Here is a 26,215-nt window from a genome sequence, read left to right as displayed (position 1 = left end):
AAGCACTACGCATGAAGCGATTGGCCGGACTTTCCGCACTTGCCTTGATTATCTCCAGCACCAGTGGCTGCGGTTGGATCTGGGGCCCGGAAGGCTACTTCCGCGACCGCGGTAGCGATTACCTGGAAGCCCAACAAACCGCCCCGATGAAATTGCCGTCGGACGTCAATGTCGCCAAGCGCCTTGACCCGTTGCTGCCGATCCCGCGCAACGTAGCCGACGACACCTTCAAGGGTGAATACGAAGTGCCGCGTCCACAGCCGCTGTCGGCCGTGGCCGATGCCAGCGACTACAGCCTGCAGAAGAGCGGCGACACCCGTTGGGTCATGGCCCAGCGCCCACCTGCCGAAGTCTGGCCGGTGGCCGTGCAGTTCTTCCAGGACAACGGTTTCCGCATTGACGAACAACGCCCGCAGACCGGTGAATTCACCACCGCGTGGCAGCACACCAGCGAACTGTCGGCCTCCATGGCCAAGCGCCTGCAAGCCGGCGGCGTAGCCAATGACAGCGAAGCCCGCATCCGCGTGCGTATCGAGCCAGGCGTGCAACGCAACACCAGTGAAGTCTACGTGGTCAGCGCCGAGCGTCCTGCCGGCAGCACCGCCAACGTCGACTTCACCCCGCGCTCGGTCAACACCGGCGTGGACGCTGCCCTGGTCGACGAAATGCTCGCCAGCATGAGCCGTATCTCCGAGAAGGGCGGTTCCGTCTCCCTGCTCGCCGCCGGCAGCTTTGACACACCAAGCCGAGTCAGCCTCAGCGAAGACGGCAGCGGCAACGTCGTGCTCAACCTGGGTGAAGACCTGGACCGTGCCTGGTCGAGTGTCGGCCGCGCGCTGGAACACGGCGAATGGCGCGTTGAAGACATCAACCGCAGCCTGGGCCTGTACTACATCAACCTGGCCGAAAAAGCCGAGAAGAAAGACGACGAGCCAGGTTTCTTCAGCAAGTTGTTCGGCAGCAAGCCGACCAAGGAAGAGATCGAGACCCGCGCCGAGCGTTACCAGGTTCGTTTGAGCAAGGTTGGCGACAGCGTGCAAGTGACCGTCGAGAAAAACATCAATACTGTGGCGCCGGCTGATGTGGCGCGCAAAGTGTTGGGCGTGATTCAGGACAACCTGGGCTGATCCGATGCGTTTTGCCGTTCTCGGCAGCGGTAGCCAAGGGAACGGCACGCTAGTAGCCCACGACGACACGTACGTCCTGGTGGATTGTGGTTTCTCCCTGCGGGAAACCGAGCGGCGCCTGCTGCGCCTGGGGGTTCACCCCTCGCAGCTGAGTGCGATTCTGGTGACCCACGAACATGCCGACCACGTGCATGGCGTGGGTTTGCTGTCTCGGCGCTACAATCTTCCGGTGTACCTGAGCCGCGGTACCTTGCGCGGGATGCGCAAACCGATTGAACCCGCGGGTTTGCTGGCTGGTGGCGAGCAATTGCAGGTCGGTGCCTTGAGCATCGATGTAGTTGCCGTGGCCCACGATGCCCAGGAACCGACGCAATACGTATTCAGTGACGGTGAACGGCGCTTCGGCCTGCTCACCGACCTGGGTTCCTACTGCGCCAAGGTGCTGGACGGTTACCGCGACCTCGATGCATTGATGATCGAGTCCAACCACTGCCGTGACCTGCTTGCGCGGGGTCACTACCCGGCCTTTCTCAAGCGGCGGGTCGGCGGGCAGTTTGGACATTTGAACAACCACCAGGCGGCGTACCTGGTGTATGAGTTGGGCTGGCAAGACCTGCAACACCTGGTCCTGGCCCACCTGAGCAGCAAGAACAACCTGCCGCAGCTGGCCCGGCAATGTTTTGTCGACACCCTTGGGTGCGACCCGGACTGGCTGCAACTGGCCGATCAAGATTCAGGGCTCGACTGGCGACACATCGCCTAGCCCACCTACTTAGCAAGCGGAGCCCATCATGGAAAAACGTGAAGAACTCTACCGCGGCAAAGCCAAATCGGTTTACAAGACCGACGACGCCAACCGCTTGATCCTGCTGTTTCGCAACGACACCTCGGCGTTCGACGGCAAGCGCATCGAACAGCTCGACCGCAAAGGCATGGTGAACAACAAGTTCAACGCCTTCATCATGCAGAAACTCGAGGCGGCCGGCATTCCGACCCAATTCGACAAACTGCTGGGCGACAACGAATGCCTGGTGAAAAAGCTCGACATGATCCCGGTCGAGTGCGTCGTACGTAACTACGCCGCCGGCAGCCTGGTGAAGCGTCTGGGCGTGGAGGAGGGCCTCAAGCTCAATCCTTACACCTTCGAACTGTTCCTGAAGGACGACGCCAAGGGCGACCCGTTCATCAACGAATCCCACGTGGTGGCATTCGGTTGGGGCACCGCTGAGCAACTGGCTCGCATGAAAGAACTGTCGCTGAAGGTCAACGACGTCCTGAGCAAACTGTTCGACGACGCCGGCCTGCTGCTGGTGGACTTCAAACTGGAATTCGGTGTGTTCCACGACGGCTCCATCGTCCTGGGCGACGAATTCAGCCCGGACGGCTGCCGCCTGTGGGACAAAGACACCCGCAAGAAGATGGACAAAGACCGCTTCCGCCAGGGCCTCGGTGACGTCATCGAAGCCTACGAAGAAGTCGCCAACCGTCTTGGCGTACCGCTGTAATCGACGCAAGCATCTGATAGCACGGAAAAAAATCGCTTAGGCGCTTTGCTTCCACGAAACAGGCTGTTATGATGCGCGCCGTTGGAGAGATGCCAGAGTGGCCGAATGGGACGGATTCGAAATCCGTTGTACCTTCACCGGTACCTAGGGTTCGAATCCCTATCTCTCCGCCATTACATAGAAAAAGCCCCGTAGTTGAATAAACTACGGGGCTTTTTCGTTTCTGATCTCAAGCAATCTTTACTGGCTTTATCAGGCTTTCTGCCGGAATCCCAAACATCTCATGCAACTTCCAAATCATCGGCAGCGTAAGAGCCCGCTTTCCGTTCAGTACCTCATAAACCCGATTCTGTCGGCCAATAGCAGGTACCAGGTCAGCTGCCGATAGCCCCGACTGCTCCATTCTGAAACGGATGGCATCCACCGGGTTGGGCAAATCCACCGGGAAGTGCTTCGCTTCGTAGACTTCAATTAGCGTAATCATCACATCAAGATAGTCGCCTTCAGGTGTGCCGGGTTCAGGCTCATTGTCGAACAAGGGCGATACAGCCTTCAGCGCGTCCCGGTAGTCTTGCTCGGTGTGGATAGGGCGAATATTCATGGCTTACTCCATTTCAACGGTATCAGCATCAATGACGTCGTACTGCTTATGCGTACCGACGAATTTGATATAGAGGGCGCCGTAGCGATAAGCCACGGCAGCCACGAGCCGATAGTCGTTACCTCTGATGTTGAACACGACCCTGCGGCTTTTTAGAACACTGGCGTGACGAAACTGAGCCTTGATATCAGCCGGGGTCTTCCAGTCTGATTTTTTGACCTCATCAATCCAGGCGAGGAATGATTGCTCTGCATCCGGGCGTTTTTGCCAAAAGGTCTTTAGTTGGCTGACAGCGACAATTCTCATTAAAGATCCTAGTCCCAGCATGGGACTTGTTCAAGTGCGTTTCATCCGATGGGTGATGTTCAGATAAGCCGTAAGTCCCATAAAACGCGAAGTGGCAGGCGAGTGATTTGGTTTCTGGGTGTTTTCCTCCCAGCCCAAGAAGCGTTGTATTCGGTCGCTCTCACATAAACTTTCACTCACGACCGAATAACTCCCGCCACTGCGGTGTTCACCACACAGACCACCCAGGAAGCGCCCATGAACATCCCCACCGACCGCTACGACCGCCTGACTCGCACCTTCCACTGGCTGACCGCTGCCCTGGTGATCTTCATGTTCGCCAGCGCCCACATCTGGGAAAACCTGGAAAAAGGCACGCCACTGCGCAAAGGCCTGCAATCCGTGCATATCTCCCTGGGTATCGCGATGGCGGTGCTGATTGCTGCACGTATCCTCTGGCGCCTGTTCGGCGGCAATCATCCAAAGGCCGATACGCACCCGGCGCTGAACGTGGCCGCCAAAATCGCCCACGGCTGTCTATACCTGTTATTACTCACGCAAGTCATCCTCGGCTTCCTGTTCCGCTGGGCCCAGGGCGAGCCCTTCAACTTTTTTGGACTGTTCCCGGTGCCTGCGCCGTTTGTGATAGATCACGAATTGCGGGGCACCCTGGGTGGCCTGCACAACAACGTCGCCTGGGCGATCATCGTGCTCGCGGGGCTGCATGCCTGTGCCGCGCTGTGGCATCACTACATCCAGCGCGACAGCACGCTGCGCCGCATGCTGCCCGGCCCTCGGGGCGATCTTCAACACTGAGTTTGCTGCGGTACTTTCCCTATTGTTACGGAGCATGAACGCCATGAAGAGTCGCCACGAACACGCCGTTGGTTATCGCACTGCCTTGTTCTTCGGAGCCTGTATGGCCGCCGCGCTACTGGCCGGCCAGGTCCACGCTTCCGGTGACGAATCGGCGCCGCCCAAGCCCAACTGCCCCAAAGGCCAGGTCTGGGATACCAAGACCGGCAAGTGCGTATTGCAGACAAGCAAGGCCACCTCGGACGCCGACCGCACCGATTACGCCTATCGCCTGGCCAAAGACGGGCGCTACGAAGAAGCCCTGTCACTGCTCGACACCCTGCAAAACCCGAACACGGCCAAGGCCTTGAACTACCGCGGCTACGCCACCCGCAAGCTGGGTCGCACCGATGAAGGCATCAGCTACTACCTCAAATCCGTGGCGCTGGACCCCAACTACGCCCAGGTGCGCGAATACCTCGGCGAAGCCTATGTGATCAAGGGCCGTGTAGACCTGGCCCAGGAGCAACTGGTGAAAATCAAAGCCTTGTGCAGCACCACTTGCGAAGAGTACGAAGACCTGGCCGAAGCCATCGCCGCCGCACCTCAGGCTTGACGCGTGAGCGAAAGATCGGGAGACCGCCATCACCCAAGACGCTGAGTTACGCCGTGAGTTGAGCCTGCTGTTGCCGCGTTTATGGCGATACGGCTTGGTGCTGTCGCGACAAAAGCATGTGGCGGATGACTTGGTGCAGGCCACCTGCGTGCGTGCGCTGGAGCGTGCGGGCCAGTTTGTGGCCGGCACGCGGCTCGACCGCTGGTTGCTGACGATCATGCATACGATCTGGCTTAACGAACTGCGCTCGCAGCGCGTACGACAGGGCCAGGGATTTGTCGACGCGGAGGAGGAGTTGTCGTTCGACGGCGAAACCCAGGCTCAGGACCAGGTGCTGGCCGCGCAGGTCATCAAACGCGTCAATGCGCTACCCGAAGCCCAGCGGGAGACGGTGTTTCTGGCCTATGTCGAAGGGCTTTCATACAAGGAAATTGCCGAGGTCCTGCACATCCCCGTGGGAACGGTGATGAGCCGGCTGGCTGCTGCGCGCTTGAGGCTGGCTGAAACGGCGCACTCAAGCGGCCTGCTGGATAAATCGAGCGGAGAACGACGATGACTCAACAGACCCTACCGTCGGATGAACTGCTGGTGGCTTATCTCGACGGTGAGCTGGACCCCGAGCGGTGCCAGCTTATCGATAACCTGCTGGGGATCGATCCCGCCGTGACGGCCCGCGTCGAGCAGCTCAAGCGCGGGCAGTTGTCGTTCAAATCAGCGTTCGATTCGGTTCTCGACCAAGCCCCTGCAGAGCGTTTGCAGGCGATGCTCGACGCCTTGCCGCCGGCACACACACCGGCCCTGAGTCGACGCAGGTTTCTCGCGGTAGCGGCAAGCTTTGCGGTGGCCGGCGTGGTCGCTGATCGACTGTTCATGGCATGGTCCCGGCCTGAGCCTGGTTCGGGCTGGCGCACCTCGGTCGCCGAATACATGGCGCTGTATACGCCCCGGACCCTGGAGAACCTCAGCGCCGACCCTGGCTCCCATCTCGCTCAACTGAATTCGGTAGGGCGCCAACTCGGCCTGCCGCTGAGCCCTGAGGCAATCAGCCTGCCGGGCGCCGAGTTCAGGCGCGCACAAATCCTCGATTATGACGGTGTACTGATCGGCCAATTGACCTACCTCGACCCGCGCCACGGTCCTTTGGCGCTGTGCATCACGGCGGCGAAAAAGGGCGCCGCGCCCATGGCCACTGAGCAGCGCCGTGGCATGAACGTGGTGTTTTGGTCCAGCCCAACCCATGCGTTCATGTTGATTGGCAGAAACCCGTTTGAAGATTTGCAGATCATGGCGCGCAGTGCTGAAAAGACCCTGGCCGTATAGTCACCGGGGTGGAATAAACCCGGCCCCCTGACTGTTTACCAACGTACCTGTCCGAATCTTGCGTCCTGTTGATTCGGGTTTATCGATTGGTGAGGGAGAGGCCCATGCTGGTTTACCGAGACACACTCAAAGAAGCGCTTCCGCTTCGTGAGCGCCCAAGTGCGATTGGCTTGGTACTGAGCCTGGAGGGCGCGCGGTACTACGTGTTCATTAGCCGGCAATCGCGCGAGCAAGTCGCCAACAGTGCCGTGGGCAACAAATTGAAACTGCATGCGCAGCTATTAAACAGGACGCTGACCGCGTCTGAGCACCAGGATTCGTATCGGTCGATGTTGCCGGTCGCCCAAGCCTTGGTGGCGCAGCGCGGCGTAGACGTCGAAAGCCGCCACGCAGAAGAGTTGTTGATCGAGCATTTCGACGAGTGCGTGCAAAACTTCGTCAGCCTGCGCGGCCGGCCGCCGGCCAAAGCCGAGGTATTCCTGTCCCACTGTCCCTGCCAGTCGAAGGACCCCGGCGCCAGCCCGGCGCGCATGTTGGCGGGCACGTTCTACGAGGCCACCTGCAAGGCCAAGCTGATGAAGTTCTGCACCACGGGCAACCGGGCGGCGATGTCGTGGAAGGTCTACTACCAATTCGATATTGGCTCGTCAAAGCTCGACATCAACGAGCACCTCAACAACCTGACCCTGTGCAAGCAGCCGGCGTTTATCAATACGTAGGAGGTTGCTGCGCCCGCCACCGAGCCGGCGTCGTGCCTTCCCAGGAGCGAAACGCCCGATAAAACGAGTTGGTGTCTTCATAGCCGACCAGGCAGGCGATCTCGTCTATTTCGATAGACGGCTCGGTGAGCAAATGGCGCACCACTTCCTGGCGGGTCTCCAGCATCAGTTGCCGAAAACTGCTGCCGGCCTCGGTAATGCGCCGCTGCAATGTGCGTTCGCTCATGCCCAATTCCCGCGCGACTTCGATCATCTCGGGGCGGCCACTGGCCAGAATGCGTTTGAGGGTGATCTTGACTTGATGGCAGATGCTGGCCGGTGCCGATGCTTCGGCCAGCGCCGCCACCAGGCCCGGGTTCAGCATGTCCAGCATTTGCGGATTGTATCCAGGAAAGGGGCGATCCAGATCCGCGGCATCCAGCACCAGCGCATTGCGCTCGGCACCAAAGCGCACGGGGCAGCCGAAAAACTCCGCCAGTACGGTGCTGCCGTCGTCCGGGCGAGCCAGTTCAACGTTCAGAGGAGTGATCTGCGCCCGTGAACCCCGCCGGCCCAACTCCACAAACGTGGCAAACGCCGCGTCCACCAACAGCGGTGGTGGCGGCTCAGGCGTGTGCAGCCATTCGATGGTCACCGTGCACCTGCGGCCATCCTCGCAAACCAGCAGGCGCTCAGGCGTGCACAGTTGCTTGAAGCGGGCGAGGCGGTGCAGGCCATCCCGATAATCCCGGGCGATAAAGGCGGCAAAGCTGGACGGTGGAAGCGCGGTGACCTCAAGGCGGGTCATCAGCAGGATTCCGACGGCCGGATCAGGGTTGAGCGCCCGCACCGCCTCCCACAGGCGAAAGAACTCCAGCGTCGTCACCTGCCGCCGGTCGCGCCGCTCGCGGATATGCAGGGTCATGGGCAAGCGCGCCTGACGCAACACCACCGATGGCTCCAGCCCGACGCTTTTCAGGGCCAGCCAAAACACGTCCGGTATGTTGAAACGGGGTTGTGTCGCGTCAGGCATGCAGCACCTTCTTTTAAATCGTGAGATTAATCCGAGGCCGACACACTGAGGTCATGCCACTTTTTATCCGACTCGGCCAAGTCTGCCGCTGCCCGGGCCGCGTATTGCACGGCATCGCTGCCGATCAACAAGCGTAGCGGGGCGTCTTTGTTCAGTGCCAGCTCCAGCACGATTTCGGCAACCCGGTCCGGGCCGGTCGGCAGGATGCCGGGTGAGTTGAGCAATTCCACCAGGGCACCGACGGTTTGCTGGTAGGGCTCACTGATGGCGGGAATCGTCATCGAGGTGCCCGACCAGTCCGTGCGCATGCCGCCCGGCTCCAGCACGGTTACCTGGATGCCCAGGGGCGTGACTTCCTGTGCCAGCACCGTGGAAAAACCACCGACGGCCCATTTTGCGCTTTGGTATGCGGCCAGGCCTGCCATGCCGATACGTCCACCCAGCGACGACACCTGAAAGATATGCCCATTGCCCTGGGCGCGCAGCACCGGCACCACCGCCTTGCTGACGTGCACCACACCGTAGAAGTTGGTGTCGATCTGCGCCGAAAAATCCTCCAGGGTTACGTCTTCCACCGAAGCCAGATCACCGTAGCCAGCGTTATTGACCACCACATCCAGGCGGCCAAAATGTTTCACCGCAGCGTCTACCGCTTCCAGCACCTGCTGGTTGTGGGTGACATCCAGCGCGACGGGATAAACCGCATCACCATATTCGGCCACCAGGTCATCCAACTGCTTGGGATTGCGCGCGGTGGCGACTACACGATCACCGGCGCGCAGTGCGGCCACGGTAATCGAGCGGCCAAGGCCACGGGAACTGCCGGTGATAAACCAGATTTTGGACATTCGAACACCTCTTCGTTTGAGACAACGGGAGCAACCTGTGAACGAATGATGGTGGACGGGCCGTTTTCATACACTAGCAAGAGGGCGCCAAGTGACTTGCAAATTACGCCATTTATTCCGCGGCGAGTCGCGCCGAGAGGCTCTCGATAAACACCGTCTCTGCCCGGCTCATCTTCTGCTCGCGGTTCCACAGCAGGTGGATATCCACGTCGGTAATGCCCTCGTCCGGCGGCAAACGCCATAACAACCCGTTCTTCACGTCCTCGGCCACCACATGAATTGGCAGGCAGCCCAGGCCAAACCCGGCGATCACCAACCGCCGCACTTCTTCCAGGCTGGAGGACGACGCCACGATGCGCCCGCTGAAGCCTTGCTGGTCGCGGAAAATCGTCAACGGCGAGAGCATCCCGCCGATCTGGTCGCTGGTAAAACTCACGAAATTTTCCGACTGCAAATCGCCTTCCGCCAAGCCGGTGCGGCCGAACAACGGGTGATGCCGCCCGCAAAAGAATGCATACCGCTGGCGTAGAAACAGGTGCTGCTCGAGGCGGGGTTGTGGCCGGCGATTGAGGCTCAGGCCCAGGGTTGCGGTTTTCTCCAGCAATGCGGCGACGATGTCAGAGCTGCGCATCACCTCCACGTCCAGGTCGACCCTGGGATGCTGGCGATGGAAGTCGGCGAGAAAGTCATCAAAGGTGTCGGAATTGATCCGACTGATCATCAGCAATCGCACCTTGCCGAGCACCTCGTCGCCGGGTTTTTGCAGGGCGTTGCTCATCTGCGAGACCTGGCCGTACATCTCGCCGGCAATCGCGAATATCTGCTCGCCGGCCTCGGTCAGCACAAAGCGTGGGCCGCGACGGGCAATCAGCTGGCAGTCGAGCTGTTCTTCCAGGCGCTTGAGCGCCTGGCTGATGGCCGGTTGGGTCAGGTGCAGGCGCGCGGCGGCGCGGCTGATGCTCAACTCCTGGCCGATCACCCGGAAGGTGCGCAGCAGGTTCCAGTCCAGGCGGTCGTTGAGCAGCGGGTGAACATCGCGGCGGTTTTCAGACATGGCGACAGCTCGATAATAAGCAAGATTTATAATTGGAATAATAAATAGAAAATTGACTAATCATAGCGCCGAGACGAAAAATCACCCTCACTTAGCGCCATCAGAGCGCATGCGCCAGACCTTTCTCCTGCCAAAAAAATAACCAAAGGAGCCAACCCCATGAAGCCATCCGCTTCGCCGCAGCCTCGCCGTGCCGCGGCCGCCGCCTTCATCGGCACCATGATTGAGTGGTACGACTTTTACATCTACGCCACCGCCGCTGCGCTGGTGTTTGGCCAGCTGTTTTTCCCTTCCGACGATAAGCTGTTCAGCACCATGGCCGCCTTCGGCACCTTTGCCGTGGGCTTCTTCGCCCGGCCGTTGGGCGGCATTGTGTTTGGGCATATCGGTGACCGTATCGGTCGCAAGAAATCCCTGGTGATTACCCTGGTGATGATGGGCGTGGTGACGGTGTGTATCGGGCTGTTGCCGACCTACGCGCAGATCGGCGTCGCGGCACCGGTATTGCTGGTGCTGCTGCGGGTGGTGCAGGGCATTGCCGTAGGTGGCGAGTGGGGTGGGGCAGTGCTGATGGCCGGCGAACATGCGCCCAAAGGTCGTCGCAACTTCTTTGCCTCCTTTGCGCAGTTGGGCAGCCCGGCGGGTTTGATTCTGTCGTTGCTGGCGTTCAGTGCCGTGACCCGTTTGCCGGAAGCCGACCTGCTCAGTTGGGGCTGGCGCGTGCCGTTCCTGGCCAGCGCGCTGTTGTTGATCGTCGGGCTGGCGATCCGCCTGGGTGTCAACGAATCCCCCGAGTTCCTGGAAGACAAAGCCAGGGCGGAAAAAGCCCGGGCCATCACCCAGGATCAGGCCCCGGTGATCGAGGTGCTGAGGACTTCCTGGCGCCCATTGTTACTGTGCATCGGCGCTAACACGCTGGGCATTGCCGGCGTGTATTTCACCAACACCTTCATGATTGCCTACAGCACCCAGCAACTTAACCTGCCGCGCTCGTTGATTCTGGAGTGCCTGTTTGTGGTGGCCATCATCCAGTTCTGTGTTCAGCCGCTGGCGGCCTGGGTGGCGGAGAAGGTCGGTGCGACGCGCTTTCTGTGTGCCATGACGCTGCTGGCAATGGCGTCGCCATACCCGATGTTCGTGCTGGTCAGCAGCGGCCAGGCGCCGTTGATCATCCTCGGTATCGCCCTGGCTGTGGTGTGCATGGCCTCGTTTTATGCGGTGATCGCCGGCTTCGTCAGCGGCCTGTTCGAAACCCGTGTGCGCTATACCGCCATCTCCCTGGCCTACCAAGTGTGTGGCGCGCTGGCCGGTGGCCTCACGCCGTTGATCGGCACCTGGCTGGCCCATGAATACCAGGGCCAGTGGTGGCCGATGGCTGTGTTCTACAGCGCGATTGCTGCGATTTCGCTGGTGTGCGTACTCGCGTTGTCCCGCCGCCACGCCACCGCGCACCGTCTTGAAATGGCTTGATGAGTTTGATCGGAGAATGTGTATGTTGAAGATTAACGGCGAGCGCCTGTGGGCCAGCCTGATGGCCATGGCCGAGATCGGCGCCACGGCGCGCGGTGGCAGTTGCCGCCTGGCGTTGAGCGCCGAAGACCAGGCAGGCCGCGCGCTGTTCAGCCGCTGGTGTGAAGACGCCGGGCTGACCTTGAGCGTCGATGCCATCGGCAACCTGTTCGCCCGCCGGGAGGGAACCGACACCGGCGCTGCGCCGGTGATGATGGGCAGCCACCTCGACACCCAGCCCGAAGGCGGGCGCTTTGATGGCGTCTATGGTGTGTTGGCCGGACTGGAAGTGATCCGCAGCCTCGACGACCACGGCATCCAGACCCGCAAGCCGCTGGAAATCGCGGTGTGGACCAACGAGGAGGGCGCCCGTTTTACCCCGGCCATGCTCGGCTCGGCGGTGTTCACCGGCACCTTGGCGTTGGATAAGGCGCTGGCCACCCGGGATGTCGACGGTGTCAGCGTGGCGCAGGCGTTGCGCAGCACCGGCTATCACGGCGAACGCCCGTTGGGCGGTGCGGTGGATGCGTATTTTGAAGCGCACATCGAGCAAGGTCCTATTCTGGAAGACAACGCCAAGAGCATTGGCGTGGTCACCGGCGGCCAGGCGATCCGCTGGCTCGACGTGCGTGTGGAAGGCATGGCCGCCCATGCCGGGACCACGCCCATGCCGCTGCGCAAAGACGCCCTGTACGGCGCCGCACAGATGATCCAGTCACTGGAAAACATGGCGGCCGATTTTGCGCCGGAAGGCCTGACGACGGTGGGTGAATTGAGCATCGCCAAATCGTCGCGCAACACCATTCCCGGCCTGCTGAATTTCACCGTCGACCTGCGCCACCACCGTGACGCCGACATCGACGCCATGGAGCAACACGTGCGTACCCGCCTGCAGGACATCGCCGCCCAGCGAGGCCTGAGCGTCACCGTCAGCCCGCACTGGATCAGCCCGGCGACGCCGTTTGATGCCGAGTGTGTGGCGTGCGTGCAGTCGGCGGTGGATGCATTGGGTTATGCCCAGCAATCCATCGTCAGCGGTGCCGGCCACGACGCCATCCACCTGGCGCGCTTCTGCCCGACGGCGATGGTGTTCATCCCGTGCGTGGGTGGCTTGAGTCATAACGAAGCGGAAGACGTGCTGCCCGAGGATGTTCGCCAGGGCACCGATGTACTGCTCAATGCCGTGTTGAAACGCGCCGGCCAGGCTCAGTAAGGAGAAATTCCATGCGTACTTTTTTCCATCCCGAACAACTCCTGCACCATCCCCGCAGTTACTACTCCCGCGGCCAGATGCGCACCCCGCAGGAAGTCCCCGAGCGCGCCCGCAATCTGCTGCTGGCCGCACAAACCCTGGGCTTCGACATCCACCAACCGCACGACCACGGCCTCGATCCTCTGCTGGCCGTGCACGGTGCCGCCTACCTGACCTTCCTCCAGGAAGCCCACCAGCGCTGGAAGGAGATCCCCGAAGACTGGGGCGACGAAGTCATGTCCAACATCTTCGTGCGTGAACCCAACGCCCTGCGCGGCATTCTCGCCCAGGCGGCGCGCTACCTCGCCGACGGCAGTTGCCCGATTGGCGAACTCACCTGGCGTTCGGCCTACTGGTCGGCCCAAAGCGCAGTGGCTGCGGCTAAAGACATCCTCGACGGCGCGCCGGCAGCCTATGCGCTGTGCCGCCCGCCGGGTCATCACGCCCGCTTCGACGCGGCCGGTGGGTTCTGCTACATCAACAACGCCGCGGTTGCGGCGCAGGCGTTGCGCGATGGATTCGAGCGCGTCGCCGTGCTCGATACCGACATGCACCACGGGCAGGGCATCCAGGAGATTTTCTACGACCGTGATGACGTGCTGTACGTGTCAATTCACGGCGACCCGACCAATTTCTATCCCGGCGTCGCAGGCTTTGCCGAAGAACGCGGCACTGATGCGGGTGAAGGCTTCAACCTCAACCTGCCAATGGCGCATGGTGCCAGCGAGGCGGTCTTCTTTGACAAGCTGGAGCTGGCGTTGAAGGCGGTGAAGGAGTTCTCGGCGGACGTGCTGGTGTTGTCGCTGGGGTTCGATATCTACGAACTGGACCCGCAAAGCAAAGTGGCGGTGACGCGGGAAGGATTTGTGCGGCTGGGTGAGTGTATTCGTGGGTTGGGGCTGCCGTGTGTGATCGTGCAGGAGGGCGGGTATCACCTGGAGACACTGGACAGTAATGCGCAGGCGTTTTTTGAAAGTGCGCGGGCATGGTCGAAATAAGCTGCTGAATAAAGGGTCCCGGACTGCCTTGAAAATACATTCAAGGCGCGTCCGCCCCGTGGGCCTTTTAGGTCGATAATTTTTATCTGTTAACTTCTGGTCGACCCCCCTCAAGTCCCGCCCCGCCTGGCCGAAACTCTGTCATACGATGTCGTATGCCAATAATGAGAACAATCGCCATGTCGCTCCGCAATCTGTCCATCGCCCGCCGTGCGGGTCTCGGTTTTGCCTTGATTGCCTTGCTCGTGGCGTTACTGGGGTTCTTTGCGCTCTCGAACATGGCGAGCATCCGCGAAAGCGCCGTGCAGGTTGAAAGCGGCCTGGTGCCGAAAATGCGCCTGGTCTCGGATATTCGCGAAATCATGCTGCGCATCCGCACCATTTCCCTGCGCATGGCCCTTGATTCCAATCCGGCGAGCATCGCGCAATACCGCAGCCAGATGGACACCCGTAGCCAGGACTTGGCTAAGAAACTGGCCGACCTCAATGCGGTGATTGATACCCCTGAGGTACGCAATCTCTACGATCAGTTCCAGGTTTCCCTGCGTCAATATCAGCAAGGTCTCACGCAGTCGTTCATCCTCGCTGACAAGCAACAGACCGCCGAGCTGAACAAGTTGCTGCTGGTGGACATGAAAACCGTGGTCGACGGTTCCGGCAATCAGCTCAATGCCCTGGCCGACTACTACAACGCCCAGATAAACCTGCAGGGCCAGACGGCCGAATCTCAGTACAGCCGCTCGCGCACGATGGTCTTCGGTTTCGTGCTGCTGGCGGCGTTGAGCACCGTGGCCCTGGCCTGGTTGCTGACGCGCAGCATTGTCGGCCCGCTGAACCACGCGGTGCGCGCCGCAGAAAACGTCGCCCAAGGCGACCTGACCCAGACCGTTGAAGTCACCGGCGACGACGAAGTGACGCGCCTGCTCGTGGCACTCCAGACCATGCAGGGCAGCCTGCGCAGTACCCTGCAACTGATTCGCCAGTCGGCCGGGCAGATGGCGGCATCTGCCACCGACCTCAACGGCATTACCGACCAGAGCAGCCGCAGCCTGCAAAAGCAGACCGCGGAAATCGAGCAAGCCGCCACCGCCGTCAACGAGATGACCTCGGCGGCCGATGAGGTGGCGCGTAATGCTGTCTCCACTTCCGAATCCACCCGGCTCTCCAATGAAACGGCCCGCGACGGCCAGCAGCGCGTCGGCGAAACGGTCAGCGCGATTCAGGCGCTGAGTACCAACATCGGTGAAACCTCAAGCCTGGTGCAAAACCTCGCCGATCAGTCGCGGGATATCGGCAAGGTGCTGGACGTGATTCGCTCCATCGCCGAGCAGACCAACCTGTTGGCCCTGAACGCCGCCATCGAGGCCGCGCGTGCCGGTGAGTCCGGGCGTGGCTTTGCAGTGGTGGCCGACGAAGTGCGTGCGTTGGCCCATCGTACGCAGCAATCGACCCTGGAGATCGACCAGATGGTCAGCGCGATGCGCACGGGTTCCAGCGAGGCATTGACGTCGATGCAGTCGAGCACCCAGCGCGCCAGTGAAACCTTGGTCCTGGCCGAAGGGGCCGGTGGCGCGTTGAGCCAGATCACCGACTCCATCGATCAGATTCACCAGCGCAACCTGGTCATCGCCAGTGCTGCCGAGGAGCAGGCCCAAGTGGCCAAAGAGGTCGACCGTAATATCGTCAATATTCGTGACCTGTCCGCGCAATCGTCCTCCGGAGCGGGGCAGATCAACGGGTCGAGCCATGAGCTGGCGCGTTTGGCCGTGTCGCTCAATGAGGCGGTGGCGCGGTTTCAGCTGTAACGGGGTTTACCCGTGCCAGGGACGGCACCAATTCCAGGACACGGTTACGGCCACCTTCGGCCACCAGGTAGGTTCCCTTCGTCGTACGCACAATCGACTGCGGGGCCTTCAGGAAAGACAGAATCGTCTGCTGGCGCCCTTGCTTGTCGATCAACAGTAAACGCGCGCGGTGTGTGGAATCCTCGTTGATCCATAACCCGCGTTCATCGCACATCAGGAAGGTGGGTTTGTTCAGCTGGCTCAGTACCACCGGATCGCTGCCGTCGTCGGTCAGTTCCCGCACCACGCCTTTCTTCTTTTCCGTGTAGAGCATGCGCCCATCCGTGCAGCGAACGATCGACTCGCCTTCGCTGAGTTGGTCACGCACGACGCTCAATGTCTTGTCGCGCCAGTGATAGCGCAGGATCCGGGCCCCGACCTTGCGGTCTTCGATGGCGTAGAGGTACTCGCCGTCGTCCCACAGCCCTTGCACGCTTTCTCCCTTGAACAGCTCGGTGACCACGCCGTCCTTGAGAAAGCTGACCGGTGCTCCATCCACTTCCTGGCTGAACACCCAACCGCCCTGAGTGGCGACCATGCCATCGGGCTTGGATAGATTGCCTACCACCAGCTCACGTTTTCCGTCCGGCAGAATGCGCACGATACTGCCAAGCCCGTCGCTCAACTCCTGGCTGACCATCAGTGAGCCGTCGGGCATCGGCATCAGTGATGCGGCCTTTTCCACGTCGCGGTGGACTACTTGAACACTCCAGTCATCGGCAGCGCTGACCGGGTAGAAACTTTGCCAGGCGAAGAAGCCCAAAGCGGCAAAGCAGAGCGAACCCAGTAGCCACAACCCTGGTCGAAGCGTGCGATAGAGAGAGGCCGGGCTTGAAGTCCTTTTTATTGTTTTATCCATTGATTGCGTTGCCGGTAGGTATGGGGGAATGGAAAAGAGTGGAGCTGAAGTTAATCGTTATCCTGCAAGAGGGCCGCATGGTCTTGCCCTCCGTAAAACACCCCTAGAATCGATACCGTTTCCGTGTCGGCATCCACTGTAAAAGCGATGATCGTGGCGTGCCGATAGTGAGTTGTACGCAGAGTGGGTGACAAATCCTCACGGCTGGTCCCACGCTGGGGAAAAAGGGACAGGTTTTCGCAATAAGTGATGATGGCATCTACATAGCGCGCAGCGACGATGGGTGAGCCGGCCTGGGTGATGTAGTCTTCAAGTTCTTCGAGTTGCGCTACTACCTTGGGTGAAAAAGCTACTGTGTAGCTCACGGCTTGCGAGTGCCTTTCTGTTTGCGTTTGGCTGCCATCTGTTCGCGGACCTGGGCGGCAGACAACGCGCTACCGGGATCCGCTTTGAGAGCGGCGGCTGCCGGAATCACCTGATCCCGAAGCCAGTCCTCCATTGCGCGATCACGTGCCAGCAGGGCGCGTAGCCCATCGCGTATGACTTCACTTTCACTGGCGTATTCGCCGGTGCTCACTTTGGCTTTGACGAGTGCGGCCATCTCAATCGGCAAGGTGATGCTCATTTGCTGGGTTGAGCGCATGGTGGCGTCCGCTTTTGCTGGGTAGGATTTAATCCTACCCAACGATGGGCGTGTTGCAAGCGATAACTGACCAGTGTGAGCCGTTGGTATCTCCTGGACTAAGCAGCGTGCCGCCTGTTTCGTGCAGATATTGGTGGGGTAATCCATCGTCAAAGACTTTTCCATAACGGGCCTAAGGAGTAAGAACGAAATTTGAGGTTGTCAGTATTGACGCTTTTCAGGGCCTCCGTTTCTCACCAGCGCTAATTCCCGTCTGATATGTATGACCGCATATTTTCTGCAGGGCTATTGGCTGATCCCGAGTAGGTGGATCGCGCCAATAGCATCCCGCCGGCCCCCATACGATAATGCCCGCCACATCTGATCAACCAATGGCTGCCCTCGTGATCATCAACTTCGACCTCAACGACCTCCAAGCCTTCCGTGCCGTCGTAGACAAGGGCAGTTTCCGTGCGGCGGCCGAAGCCATCCGTATCTCCCAGCCGGCCCTCAGCCGGCGCATCGAGAAGCTCGAATCCGCCCTTGACGTCAAACTCTTCGAACGCACTACGCGCCGGGTCAGCCTGACCATGGTCGGTCGCGCGTTCCTGCCCCAAGTCGAGCGCATGCTCGATGACCTGGACATCGCCCTGATGGGCATCAGCAACGTGGCCTCAACCCGCATGGGCAACGTCACCATCGCCTGTGTGCCGTCCACCGCGTACTACTTCATGCCCCACGTGATCTCCGAATTCCACAAGCTCTATCCGAAGATTCGCCTGCGGGTGTTGGACGCGAGTGCGGGCGAGGTGTGTGCGGCGGTGGAAAGTGGCGAGGCAGATTTCGGCGTGAGTTTCAGTGGCAGCCTGGCCGACGGGGTGGAGTTCGAGCTGTTGTTGCAGGAGCGTTATGTGCTGGCCTGTCGCCGGGAACATCCATTGGCGGACCGGGCCAGTGTGACGTGGGCCGAGGCGTACGAGCACGACTACATCACCGTGGACAAGACCTCAGGCAATCGCTTCCTCCTGGATCAGGCCCTGCGCGGTGTGCGGGTGAAGAAGCAAAGCATCTGCGAAACCCATCACGTGACCACGATGATCGGGCTGGTGGAGGCGGGGCTTGGGGTGGCGATGGTGCCGTCGATTGCGATGCCGGCGGGCGAGCACCCGATTCTGATGAGTGTGCCGCTGGTGGAGCCGGAGGTGGTGCGTAATGTGGGGTTGATCAAGCGCCGCGGGCGTACGTTGACGCCGGCGGCACTGGAACTGGAGCGGTTGACGCGGGAGATGCCGTTTCGGTCAGTGTGACACCGAGTCCAGGCCGGTGGATTGCACCACCGGTTGCGCCTGGGGCGAGGCGAGGAATTGCAGGAGCTTTTTCGCCTGCGCCGGGTGCTCGGCGTTCACCGGAATGCCTGCGGCAAACCGGGTGACGGACTGCACGTCTTCAGGGATTTTTCCGACGTAGGTCACGCCCGGAATCGGCAGCAATTCAGAGACCTGCTGCAAGCCCACTTCGTAATCACCCTTGGCCACCTGGGAGGCCACCGGGATGCGTTCGATCATGGTGCCCTTGGACGGCATGCCGAGTTTCTTGAACAGTTCCTTTTCGACGTAGACGCCGCTGGCACTGTCTGAATACGCCACGGATTTGGCGTTGGTCAGTACGGCCTTCAGTTCGGCATCGGTGGCAATCGAGGGCTTGGCCGCACCTTCCTTGACCACCAGGCCGATGCGCGAATCCGCCAGCTCAACGCGGGACGCCTTGTCGACCTTGCCTTGCTTGATCAGCTCATCCAGCGCGTAGCCGACCATGATCACCACGTCGGCGTGTTCGCCACGGGCCAGGCGGTTGGGAATCGCTTCCGGCGCCTTGCCCATCGACGGGCCGAGGATGGTGTCGAGGGTGTCGCCGCTCTGTGTCGCGTATTGCGCACCCAGCACCTTGTAGGCAGCGGTGAAGCCGCCTGAGGTCATGACTTTCAGCGCTTCAGCGTGGGCAACCATCGCCACGGAACCGATCGCCAGTGCCACCAGTGTTTTCAACAGGGATTTCATCGGCGTGGCTCCTCAGGCGACTTGCAGGCGGGCACTGGCACGGCGATACAGCGCGAACGTTGCGCACAGGGCGCACAGCGCGGCAAACATCAGCCAGTAGGCGGGCGAAGCCTTGTCGCCCGTCTCGTGGATAAACCAGGTGGAAATCGCCGGGGTGAACCCACCGAAGATCGCGGTCGCCAGGCTGTAGGCCAGGGAGAAGCCCGCCACGCGCACTTCCACCGGCATGATTTCGGTCAAGGCCGGGATCATGGCGCCGTTGTACATGCCGTAGAGGAAGGAGAACCACAGCAGGGTTTCGAGCATGTGGGCGAAGCTTGGTGCATTTACGACGTAGGACAGTGCCGGGTAGGCGGTAAGCACGGTCAGGGTGGTCATGGCGATCAGCACGGGCTTGCGGCCAAAACGGTCACTCAGGGTGCCGCCGATGGGCAGCCAGATGAAGTTCGACACGGCCACCAGCAAGGTCACCAGCAGGGCGTCGGAAGTGGTCAGGTTGAGCACGGTTTTGCCGAAGGTCGGCGCGTAGACGGTGATCAGGTAGAACGCGGTGGTGGTCATTGCCACCATCATCATGCCGCCGATCACGATGGTCCAATTCTTCACCAGCGTGGCCAGCACTTCGCGCATGGTTGGGCGGTGCTTGCGGTTGGCGAACTCTTCGGTTTCCTGCAGGTTACGACGCAGCACGAAGATGAACGGGATGATCACGCAGCCGATGGCGAACGGAATGCGCCAGCCCCAATCGGCAACCACGGCCGGTTCCATCCATTGGTTCAGGCCATAACCCAGGGCGGCAGCGACCACGATGGAGATCTGCTGGCTGCCCGATTGCCAGCTGGTGTAGAAACCCTTGCGGCCCGGGGTGGCCATTTCGGCCAGGTACACCGACACGCCGCCCAGTTCTGCGCCGGCCGAGAAGCCTTGCAACAGACGGCCCATCAGCACCAGCAGCGGTGCCCACAAACCAATGGTGTGATAGCCCGGCACCAGCACGATCAGCAGGGTGCCACTGGCCATGATCGCCAGGGTCACGATCAAGCCTTTGCGACGGCCCACATCATCGATGTACGCACCGAGGATGATGGCCCCCAGTGGACGCATCAGAAAGCCCGCGCCGAATACGGCGAAGGTCATCATTAATGACGCAAACTCATTGGCGGCAGGGAAGAAGGCGGCAGCGATATAGGTGGCATAGAAGCCGAACAGAAAGAAGTCGAACTGTTCGAGAAAGTTGCCGGAGGTGACGCGAAAGACCGCGCCGACTTTGGAGCGGGCAGAGTCAGGCCGTGAAGGGTTTTGCATTTTTTTGTGTCTCCAGCGTTCTTTTTAAAGTGCTTGTTTCGCTTAAGACCGCGGATAGTGGCTGACACATTTAGAAATGATAAGTGAGTTGTTTACATGCATTGATGCGCTGCAGTTATCAATCGGCGGGCTCACACAAAACCGCTCCCTCATCTATGCTTCCCCAGTGTGTCCAAATCTTACGGATGGGAGGTGGGTATGAGTAACGAGCAGAAGCAGCGCGAGGAGTTGGAGCTGGAGCGGGCCAGGAAGCTTCGCGAGGAAGAAAAACCGCAGACCTGGAAGCATCCGGACGATGGCACGGAGCTGTCGGAGCGCGATCAGGAGCGCCCGCTCAGGCCTTGAGGCGTGCATTTCACTGTGGCGAGGGAGCAAGCTGTGGCGAGGGAGCTTGCTCCCGTTGGGCTGCGAAGCGGCCCCAAGATTTTTGGGAGCGCTTCGCACTCCAGCGGGAGCAAGCTCCCTCGCCACAGTACGATTCACTGAATCGGCGTACACAACTCCACCAGCGTGCCGTCCGGGCACCGCACATATGCCACCACCTGCCCCCAGGGCTTGGTGTTCGGCGCTGCCAGTTCTGTCGCGCCCTCCGCCAGCGCTCTGGCATGGGCCTTTGGCACATCTTCAGTCACAAACCCCAGCTCCATCCCCAGCGGCTGCCGTGAAGCATGCGCTTCTACGTGCCCGCCCTTGAAGTTCATCTCACCCAACTCATGCGCCGCGAAGGAGAGGGTGGTACCGCCCGTATCCAACTCACCATACGTCCCCGATTCATGCAGGAAACGGCGACTGAAGCCGAAGGCTTTTTCGAAGAATTGCAGGGATGCGGACACGTCCGGGACGTAGACGATGGTGTAGGCAAATTTCATGGTTCAGCGGTCCTTGCTTGAGAGAGGGGTCATTAAAGTCAGCGTCGCACGGACGGTCAACGGGAAACTATTTGACATATTTGATTTGTGATCACATATTGGGGCCATAAGAACGACAACACAGGTTTTGACTCATGACAGATGGCCCGCTTCTCCTTCCCACCTTGCGCCAGGTGTCCCGCGATACCTTGCAAGACCAGGTTTATCGCCAGATCCGCGAAGCCCTGATGAGTGGTCGTTTCCAGCCCGGCCAGAAACTCACCATCCGCGGCCTTGCCGAAGCCCTCGGCTCCAGCCCCATGCCGGTGCGCGAAGCGCTCCAGCGCCTGAGCGCCGAAAACGCCTTTGAAGTCACCGAAACTTCCCGTCTGCGGGTACGCATGATGACGGTCGAACGCCTGCGCGAGATTCGCGACGCGCGGGTCGCCCTGGAAGGTTTGCTGGCGGAAAAGGCCGTGCTGCTCCTGGAAAAAGCCGACCTCGACGAAATCTCCGACCTCTGCCAACAGATGCAACAAGCCGCCGACGAAGTCGACGTTTCCCGCTACCTGTGGACCAACTTCGCCTTTCACCGTCGGATCTATGCCGTCGCCCAGGCCGAATTGACCATGGCTGCCGTGGAAAACTTCTGGCTGCACATGGGCCCGTGTTTTGCCCTGGTCGCTCCCGATAAAGCTCACTTGCAGCGCTCGATGGAGGCGCACACGCGCATCGTCGAAGCCCTGGCCGCCCGCGATGGCGCCGGCGCCCGCGCTGCCGTGACCGATGACATCATGCAGGCCGCCGATTCCCTGGCGCGCCTGCTCGTCAAGAACGACCGCTCGCGGTCGTCTGTTTCAGGAGGTAAACGTGCATGAGTGTCCTACAACGGCTGCAGCCCTATCCTGGGTTACGTGTATTGATTTCCGGCGGGGCTGCCGGCATCGGTGAAGTGTTGGCCGCGGCTTATCTGGAGGCGGGCGCCAAGGTGCATGTGTGTGATGTCAGCGAACCGGCCCTGGCGGCGTTTCGCGACAAGTACCCGGGCACCGTGGCCACCCGTGCCGACGTGAGTGATGCCGCGCAGATCGAGGCGGTGTTCCAGGTGCAGCGCGAGCAGTTCGGCGGGCTGGATGTGCTGGTCAACAACGCCGGGATTGCCGGGCCCACCGGCGGTATCGATGCCATCAGCGATGCCGAGTGGCAAGCCACGATCAACATCAACCTGACGGCGCAATACCGCTTTGCCCATCACGCGGTGCCGATGCTCAAGGAATCGTCCCACGGCCATCTGCTGCATATCGCCTCGGTCGCCGGGCGTCTCGGCTACGCCTGGCGCACGCCGTATGCCGCGACCAAGTGGGCCATCGTCGGCCTGATGAAATCCCTGGCCTCGGAGCTGGGCGAAAGCGACATCCGCGTCAACGCCTTGCTGCCCGGCATCGTCGAAGGCCCGCGCATGGACGGCGTGATTCGCGCCCGTGCCGAACAGGTCGGCGTGCCCGAAGCCGAGATGCGCCAGGAATACCTCAACAAGATCTCCCTCAAGCGCATGGTCACCGCCGAAGACGTCGCGGCCATGGCCTTGTTTCTCTGCTCGCCCGCCGCCCGCAATGTCACCGGCCAGGCGATCAGTGTCGACGGCAACGTCGAGTACCTGTAGGCCGCGCCAGCGTTAGCCAAGGAAGAACACACACGCAGCACCCGGGATTTTTTTCATAAGAATAAAAGTCGGAGAATCGTCATGTCCAAAAATCGTCCTGTCATCATCACCTGCGCCGTCACCGGTGCCATCCATACGCCGTCGATGTCGCCGCATTTGCCGATCACCGCGCAGGAAATTGCCGACGCCGCCATCGGTGCCGCCGAAGCCGGCGCCGCGATTGTTCACCTGCATGCCCGCGATCCCATCGATGGCCGCCCCAGCCAGGACCCCGCGCTGTTCGCCGAATTCCTGCCGCAAATCAAAGCTGCCAGCGACGTGGTGATCAACATCACCACCGGTGGCGCACCGACCATGGGCGTTGAAGAACGCCTGCAACCGGTGATGCAGTTCAAACCGGAACTGGCCTCGTTGAACATGGGTTCGATGAACTTCGGCCTGTACGAAATGCTTAACCGCTTTACCGAGTTCAAGCACGACTGGGAGCGTCCGTACCTGGAAGAAAGCGACGACCGGATCTTTCGCAACACCTTCCGCGACATTACCCACATCCTCAATTCCTGCGCCGAGAACCGCACCCGTTTCGAAATCGAGTGCTACGACATCGGCCACCTGTACACCGCCGCTCATTTCCTGGAACGCGGCCTGCTCAAGCCGCCGCTGTTTATCCAGTCGGTTTTCGGTTTGCGCGGCGGCATCGGCGGCCACCCGGAAGACCTGGCGCACATGCGTCGCACCGCCGACCGGCTGTTTGGTGACGACTACGTGTGGTCAATCCTCGGCGCCGGCCGTGGGCAAATTCCGTTGGCAACGATGGGGCTGTCCATGGGCAGCAACGCACGGGTCGGCCTGGAGGATTCGCTGTGGGATGGCCCGGGCAAACTGGCCGCGTCCAACGCCGATCAGGTGCGGCGCATTCGCACGGTGATCGAAGCCCTCGGGCACCGGGTTGCCACACCGGATGAAGCGCGGGAAATCCTTGGGCTGAAGGGGCGCGACCAGGTCAACTTCTAAGTGATAAACCGGCCGCGTCACGGCGCGGCCATGCCCATCCCGCACAACAACAAAAAAGGGGATAACACCATGCGTATCGAAGTGCTTGTCGACGTGAAAACCACCCTGGGCGAAGGCCCGGTGTGGGACGTCGAGCAACAACGGTTGTACTGGATCGACAGCGCTGACGGCCGGATCCTGCGCTGCACCGATGACGGTCGCGAGCTGCGTGCCTGGGACGTGGGCCAGAAGATCGGCTCCATGGCCCTGCGCCATAGCGGCGATGCGGCCATCGTCGCTCTGCAAAACGGCGTGCACATCCTTGACCTCAACAGCGGCGAACTGGCGCTGGTGATCGACCCGGAACCCGCGCTGCCCAACAACCGCCTCAACGACGGCAAGGTCGACCGCCAGGGACGCTTTGTCTTCGGCTCCATGGACACCCAGGAAGACAGCGCCAGCGCCAAACTCTACCGCCTGGACGCAGACCTGAGCCTGCACACCCTGGACGAAGGCATCATCGTGTCCAACGGCCCGTGCTGGAGCCCGTCGGGCGACACGCTCTACTTTTGCGACACCTGGTCCGGCGAGATCTGGGCCTATGACTACGACCTGGCCAGCGGCGCCGTGAGCAACCGACGCACCTTCGCCAAGGTCGACACCAGCGGTGGTGGCGCCGCCGACGGCTGCACCGTGGATGCCGAAGGCTGCCTGTGGCAGGCGCTGGTCTACGCCGGAAAACTGGTGCGCTACACACCGGATGGCCAGGTCGACCGGATCATCCAGATGCCGGTGAAAAAAGTCACCAGCCTGACTTTCGGCGGGCCGAACCTGGACACCCTGTTCGTAACCTCCATGGCCAAGCCGCCGTTGCCGCGTTTCCCGGCCGACGGTCAGCAGCGCGGGGCGCTTTTTGCGATCACCGGGCTGGGCGTGCAAGGAATAGCCGAGCGACGGTTCGCCAGCTAGCGCGTTTTTTCAACAAGGCATATTCCTTCCGCAACCTTGTGTCAGTGCGCGCCCTCGCGCGCCTGGAGAAACCCATGGCAACCTTAAAAAAAGCCTCGCTGCGCAGCATTCACCGGCACTCCTGGGTGTCGTTGCTGGTGTGCTGGATGATCTGGATCCTCAACGCCTACGACCGTGAGATCGTGCTGCGCCTGGGGCCGACCATCTCCAAGCATTTCGATTTGTCGGCTGATCAGTGGGGCACCATGGCCACGGTGATCATGCTCGCCCTGGCCCTGCTGGATATTCCTGGCTCCATGTGGAGCGACCGCTACGGCGGAGGCTGGAAGCGTGCGCGGTTCCAGGTGCCGCTGGTGCTGGGCTACACGGCGATTTCGTTTCTCTCCGGGTTCAAGGCCCTGAGCGGCAACCTCGCGACCTTTATTGCGCTGCGGGTGGGCGTCAACCTCGGTGCAGGCTGGGGTGAGCCGGTGGGCGTGAGCAACACCGCCGAATGGTGGCCGGTGGAGCGTCGTGGTTTTGCCCTGGGCGCGCACCATACGGGTTACCCGATTGGCGCCATGCTCAGTGGCATCGTCGCCAGTTTTGTCATCAGCACTTTTGGTGAAGACAACTGGCGCTACGTGTTCTTCTTCGCGTTTGTCGTGGCCTTGCCGCTGATGATTTTCTGGGCGCGGTATTCCACCGCCGAACGTATAACCGCGCTGTACGTCGACATCGCCGCCAAGGGCATGACCCCGCCGGACAACGCACCGGCCAGCCAGGTAAAAGGCCACGCCTGGCGCACCTTTATCGCCACCTTGCGCAACCGCAATATCGCCCTCACGGCGGGTAATACGATGCTGACCCAAGTCGTGTACATGGGCGTCAACATCGTGCTGCCGGCGTACCTCTACAACATCGCCGGGCTGTCCCTGGCGGAGTCGGCGGGCATGAGCGTGGTGTTCACCCTGACCGGGATTCTCGGGCAACTGGTGTGGCCGTCGCTGTCGGACATCATTGGCCGGCGCGTCACCCTGATCATCTGCGGGGTGTGGATGGCCGCCAGTGTCGGGGCGTTCTACTTCGCCAACACCCTGACCCTGATCATCGTCGTGCAACTGCTGTTCGGCCTGGTGGCCAACGCGGTGTGGCCGATCTACTACGCGGTGGCCTGCGACTCGGCCGAGCCGTCGGCGACCTCCACCGCCAACGGCATCATCACCACCGCGATGTTCATCGGCGGCGGCCTGGCGCCGGTGCTGATGGGCAGCCTGATTGCCATGGGCGGCGGCTGGACCACCTTGCACGGCTACACGGTGTGCTTCTTCGTGATGGCCGGCTGTGCCCTGGGCGGGGCGCTGCTGCAACTGTTTTCCCACCGCCCGCCGGCGCTGGTTGCGCAACTCGAACCCTAGAACAACACCGATGCGTC

30 protein-coding genes and 1 tRNA gene are annotated in these 26,215 nt (G+C 61.0%); 20 read left to right on the top strand and 11 right to left on the bottom strand.

Features of this window, described 5'->3' with window-relative positions:
* Positions 1–11 precede the first annotated feature (11 nt).
* The 4 genes from bamC (at position 12) to MUM_RS0129335 (ending at position 2,805) form a co-directional block, all read left to right on the top strand.
* Positions 12–1,127: an outer membrane protein assembly factor BamC gene (gene bamC / locus MUM_RS0129350; protein WP_010176583.1), complete on the top strand. Its 1,116-nt coding sequence runs from the start codon at positions 12–14 to the stop codon at positions 1,125–1,127.
* Positions 1,128–1,131: 4 nt separating this feature from the next.
* Positions 1,132–1,890: an MBL fold metallo-hydrolase gene (locus tag MUM_RS0129345; protein ID WP_010176582.1), complete on the top strand. Its 759-nt coding sequence runs from the start codon at positions 1,132–1,134 to the stop codon at positions 1,888–1,890.
* A gap of 28 nt (positions 1,891–1,918) precedes the next feature.
* Positions 1,919–2,632 (top strand): phosphoribosylaminoimidazolesuccinocarboxamide synthase, encoded by a 714-nt coding sequence (gene purC, locus MUM_RS0129340; protein WP_003211975.1) that lies wholly within the window; start codon positions 1,919–1,921, stop codon positions 2,630–2,632.
* A gap of 83 nt (positions 2,633–2,715) precedes the next feature.
* Positions 2,716–2,805 (top strand) — tRNA-Ser (locus MUM_RS0129335).
* A gap of 56 nt (positions 2,806–2,861) precedes the next feature.
* On the opposite strand, the gene MUM_RS0129330 is transcribed toward MUM_RS0129335, so the two are convergent.
* Together MUM_RS0129330 and MUM_RS0129325 are read right to left on the bottom strand one after the other, a co-directional pair.
* Positions 2,862–3,233: a helix-turn-helix domain-containing protein gene (locus tag MUM_RS0129330; RefSeq protein WP_010176581.1), complete on the bottom strand. Its 372-nt coding sequence runs from the start codon at positions 3,231–3,233 to the stop codon at positions 2,862–2,864.
* Between the two features lie 3 nt (positions 3,234–3,236).
* Positions 3,237–3,539, bottom strand: coding sequence for a type II toxin-antitoxin system HigB family toxin (locus MUM_RS0129325; protein WP_010176580.1), 303 nt, complete (start codon positions 3,537–3,539; stop codon positions 3,237–3,239).
* A 237-nt stretch (positions 3,540–3,776) separates the two neighbouring features.
* On the opposite strand from MUM_RS0129325, the gene MUM_RS0129320 reads away from it, so the two are divergent.
* The 5 genes from MUM_RS0129320 (at position 3,777) to MUM_RS0129300 (ending at position 6,968) form a co-directional block, all read left to right on the top strand.
* On the top strand, positions 3,777–4,334 hold the full coding sequence (locus tag MUM_RS0129320; protein WP_010176579.1) for a cytochrome b: 558 nt from the start codon (positions 3,777–3,779) through the stop codon (positions 4,332–4,334).
* A gap of 103 nt (positions 4,335–4,437) precedes the next feature.
* Positions 4,438–4,929 (top strand): tetratricopeptide repeat protein, encoded by a 492-nt coding sequence (locus MUM_RS0129315; RefSeq protein ID WP_085989931.1) that lies wholly within the window; start codon positions 4,438–4,440, stop codon positions 4,927–4,929.
* Between the two features lie 58 nt (positions 4,930–4,987).
* Positions 4,988–5,485 carry an RNA polymerase sigma factor gene (locus tag MUM_RS0129310; protein WP_010176577.1) on the top strand — a complete coding sequence of 166 codons (498 nt, stop codon included), beginning with the start codon at positions 4,988–4,990 and terminating at the stop codon, positions 5,483–5,485.
* Positions 5,482–6,249 (top strand): anti-sigma factor family protein, encoded by a 768-nt coding sequence (locus MUM_RS0129305; RefSeq protein ID WP_010176576.1) that lies wholly within the window; start codon positions 5,482–5,484, stop codon positions 6,247–6,249. The genes MUM_RS0129310 and MUM_RS0129305 overlap by 4 nt, the downstream gene beginning before the upstream one ends.
* Positions 6,250–6,353: 104 nt before the next feature.
* Positions 6,354–6,968 (top strand): hypothetical protein, encoded by a 615-nt coding sequence (locus MUM_RS0129300; protein WP_010176575.1) that lies wholly within the window; start codon positions 6,354–6,356, stop codon positions 6,966–6,968.
* On the opposite strand, the gene MUM_RS0129295 is transcribed toward MUM_RS0129300, so the two are convergent.
* The 3 genes from MUM_RS0129295 to MUM_RS0129285 form a co-directional block, all read right to left on the bottom strand.
* Complete coding sequence (locus MUM_RS0129295; RefSeq protein WP_010176574.1) at positions 6,958–7,980, bottom strand: AraC family transcriptional regulator; 1,023 nt, start codon at positions 7,978–7,980, stop codon at positions 6,958–6,960. The genes MUM_RS0129300 and MUM_RS0129295 overlap by 11 nt on opposite strands.
* 26 nt (positions 7,981–8,006) lie before the next feature.
* Positions 8,007–8,828: an SDR family NAD(P)-dependent oxidoreductase gene (locus tag MUM_RS0129290; RefSeq protein ID WP_010176573.1), complete on the bottom strand. Its 822-nt coding sequence runs from the start codon at positions 8,826–8,828 to the stop codon at positions 8,007–8,009.
* 112 nt (positions 8,829–8,940) lie between these two features.
* Positions 8,941–9,882, bottom strand: a complete 942-nt coding sequence (locus MUM_RS0129285; RefSeq protein WP_010176572.1) for a LysR family transcriptional regulator — start codon at positions 9,880–9,882, stop codon at positions 8,941–8,943.
* A 159-nt stretch (positions 9,883–10,041) separates the two neighbouring features.
* Between MUM_RS0129285 and MUM_RS0129280 the strand changes: the two genes are divergently transcribed.
* From MUM_RS0129280 to MUM_RS0129265, 4 genes are all read left to right on the top strand, one after another.
* Entirely contained in the window at positions 10,042–11,352 is a 1,311-nt protein-coding gene (locus MUM_RS0129280) for an MFS transporter (RefSeq protein WP_010176571.1), read from the top strand.
* A 22-nt stretch (positions 11,353–11,374) separates the two neighbouring features.
* Positions 11,375–12,604, top strand: a complete 1,230-nt coding sequence (locus MUM_RS0129275; protein ID WP_010176570.1) for a Zn-dependent hydrolase — start codon at positions 11,375–11,377, stop codon at positions 12,602–12,604.
* A gap of 11 nt (positions 12,605–12,615) precedes the next feature.
* Positions 12,616–13,641, top strand: a complete 1,026-nt coding sequence (locus MUM_RS0129270; RefSeq protein WP_010176569.1) for a histone deacetylase family protein — start codon at positions 12,616–12,618, stop codon at positions 13,639–13,641.
* Positions 13,642–13,820: 179 nt separating this feature from the next.
* Positions 13,821–15,446 carry a methyl-accepting chemotaxis protein gene (locus MUM_RS0129265; protein WP_010176568.1) on the top strand — a complete coding sequence of 542 codons (1,626 nt, stop codon included), beginning with the start codon at positions 13,821–13,823 and terminating at the stop codon, positions 15,444–15,446.
* On the opposite strand, the gene MUM_RS0129260 is transcribed toward MUM_RS0129265, so the two are convergent.
* Genes MUM_RS0129260 through MUM_RS0129250 form a run of 3 tightly spaced genes read right to left on the bottom strand, consistent with a single transcriptional unit; the run spans position 15,415 to position 16,987 of the window.
* Positions 15,415–16,344 (bottom strand): hypothetical protein, encoded by a 930-nt coding sequence (locus MUM_RS0129260; RefSeq protein WP_238535556.1) that lies wholly within the window; start codon positions 16,342–16,344, stop codon positions 15,415–15,417. The genes MUM_RS0129265 and MUM_RS0129260 overlap by 32 nt on opposite strands.
* A gap of 50 nt (positions 16,345–16,394) precedes the next feature.
* On the bottom strand, positions 16,395–16,709 hold the full coding sequence (locus MUM_RS0129255; protein ID WP_010176566.1) for a type II toxin-antitoxin system RelE/ParE family toxin: 315 nt from the start codon (positions 16,707–16,709) through the stop codon (positions 16,395–16,397).
* Entirely contained in the window at positions 16,706–16,987 is a 282-nt protein-coding gene (locus MUM_RS0129250) for a ribbon-helix-helix domain-containing protein (protein ID WP_010176565.1), read from the bottom strand. Before MUM_RS0129250 ends, MUM_RS0129255 begins: the two co-directional genes overlap by 4 nt.
* 383 nt (positions 16,988–17,370) lie before the next feature.
* Between MUM_RS0129250 and MUM_RS0129245 the strand changes: the two genes are divergently transcribed.
* Positions 17,371–18,273 (top strand): LysR family transcriptional regulator, encoded by a 903-nt coding sequence (locus MUM_RS0129245; protein ID WP_029616148.1) that lies wholly within the window; start codon positions 17,371–17,373, stop codon positions 18,271–18,273.
* Here MUM_RS0129245 and MUM_RS0129240 read toward each other — a convergent pair.
* Positions 18,265–19,023: a substrate-binding domain-containing protein gene (locus MUM_RS0129240; RefSeq protein ID WP_010176563.1), complete on the bottom strand. Its 759-nt coding sequence runs from the start codon at positions 19,021–19,023 to the stop codon at positions 18,265–18,267. The two genes, MUM_RS0129245 and MUM_RS0129240, sit on opposite strands and share 9 nt — an antisense overlap.
* A 12-nt stretch (positions 19,024–19,035) precedes the next feature.
* On the bottom strand, positions 19,036–20,328 hold the full coding sequence (locus MUM_RS0129235) for an MFS transporter (RefSeq protein ID WP_010176562.1): 1,293 nt from the start codon (positions 20,326–20,328) through the stop codon (positions 19,036–19,038).
* Between the two features lie 198 nt (positions 20,329–20,526).
* Here MUM_RS0129235 and MUM_RS1000000134655 point away from each other — a divergent pair, with 198 nt between their 5' ends.
* Positions 20,527–20,673: a hypothetical protein gene (locus MUM_RS1000000134655; protein ID WP_010176561.1), complete on the top strand. Its 147-nt coding sequence runs from the start codon at positions 20,527–20,529 to the stop codon at positions 20,671–20,673.
* A 134-nt stretch (positions 20,674–20,807) separates the two neighbouring features.
* On the opposite strand, the gene MUM_RS0129225 is transcribed toward MUM_RS1000000134655, so the two are convergent.
* Positions 20,808–21,197 (bottom strand): VOC family protein, encoded by a 390-nt coding sequence (locus MUM_RS0129225; RefSeq protein WP_010176560.1) that lies wholly within the window; start codon positions 21,195–21,197, stop codon positions 20,808–20,810.
* A gap of 134 nt (positions 21,198–21,331) precedes the next feature.
* Between MUM_RS0129225 and MUM_RS0129220 the strand changes: the two genes are divergently transcribed.
* The 5 genes from MUM_RS0129220 (at position 21,332) to MUM_RS0129200 (ending at position 26,198) form a co-directional block, all read left to right on the top strand.
* The gene (locus MUM_RS0129220; protein WP_003211913.1) at positions 21,332–22,054 is read left to right on the top strand and encodes a GntR family transcriptional regulator; all 723 of its coding nucleotides are present in this window, start codon (positions 21,332–21,334) and stop codon (positions 22,052–22,054) included.
* Entirely contained in the window at positions 22,051–22,839 is a 789-nt protein-coding gene (locus MUM_RS0129215; RefSeq protein ID WP_010176559.1) for an SDR family oxidoreductase, read from the top strand. The genes MUM_RS0129220 and MUM_RS0129215 overlap by 4 nt, the downstream gene beginning before the upstream one ends.
* An 81-nt stretch (positions 22,840–22,920) precedes the next feature.
* A complete protein-coding gene (locus MUM_RS0129210) occupies positions 22,921–23,853 on the top strand; it encodes a 3-keto-5-aminohexanoate cleavage protein (RefSeq protein ID WP_010176558.1) in 933 nt (310 codons plus the stop codon).
* Positions 23,854–23,922: 69 nt separating this feature from the next.
* Complete coding sequence (locus MUM_RS0129205; RefSeq protein WP_010176557.1) at positions 23,923–24,801, top strand: SMP-30/gluconolactonase/LRE family protein; 879 nt, start codon at positions 23,923–23,925, stop codon at positions 24,799–24,801.
* Positions 24,802–24,875: 74 nt separating this feature from the next.
* Positions 24,876–26,198 (top strand): MFS transporter, encoded by a 1,323-nt coding sequence (locus MUM_RS0129200; protein ID WP_003211904.1) that lies wholly within the window; start codon positions 24,876–24,878, stop codon positions 26,196–26,198.
* The last annotated feature ends 17 nt before the right edge of the window (positions 26,199–26,215 follow it).

Origin of the sequence: Pseudomonas sp. PAMC 25886 (assembly GCF_000242655.1) — a bacterium.
Classification (GTDB): domain Bacteria; phylum Pseudomonadota; class Gammaproteobacteria; order Pseudomonadales; family Pseudomonadaceae; genus Aquipseudomonas.
Note: the sequence above shows the minus strand (reverse complement) of the source record. Positions and strands in the feature narration are given on the sequence as shown.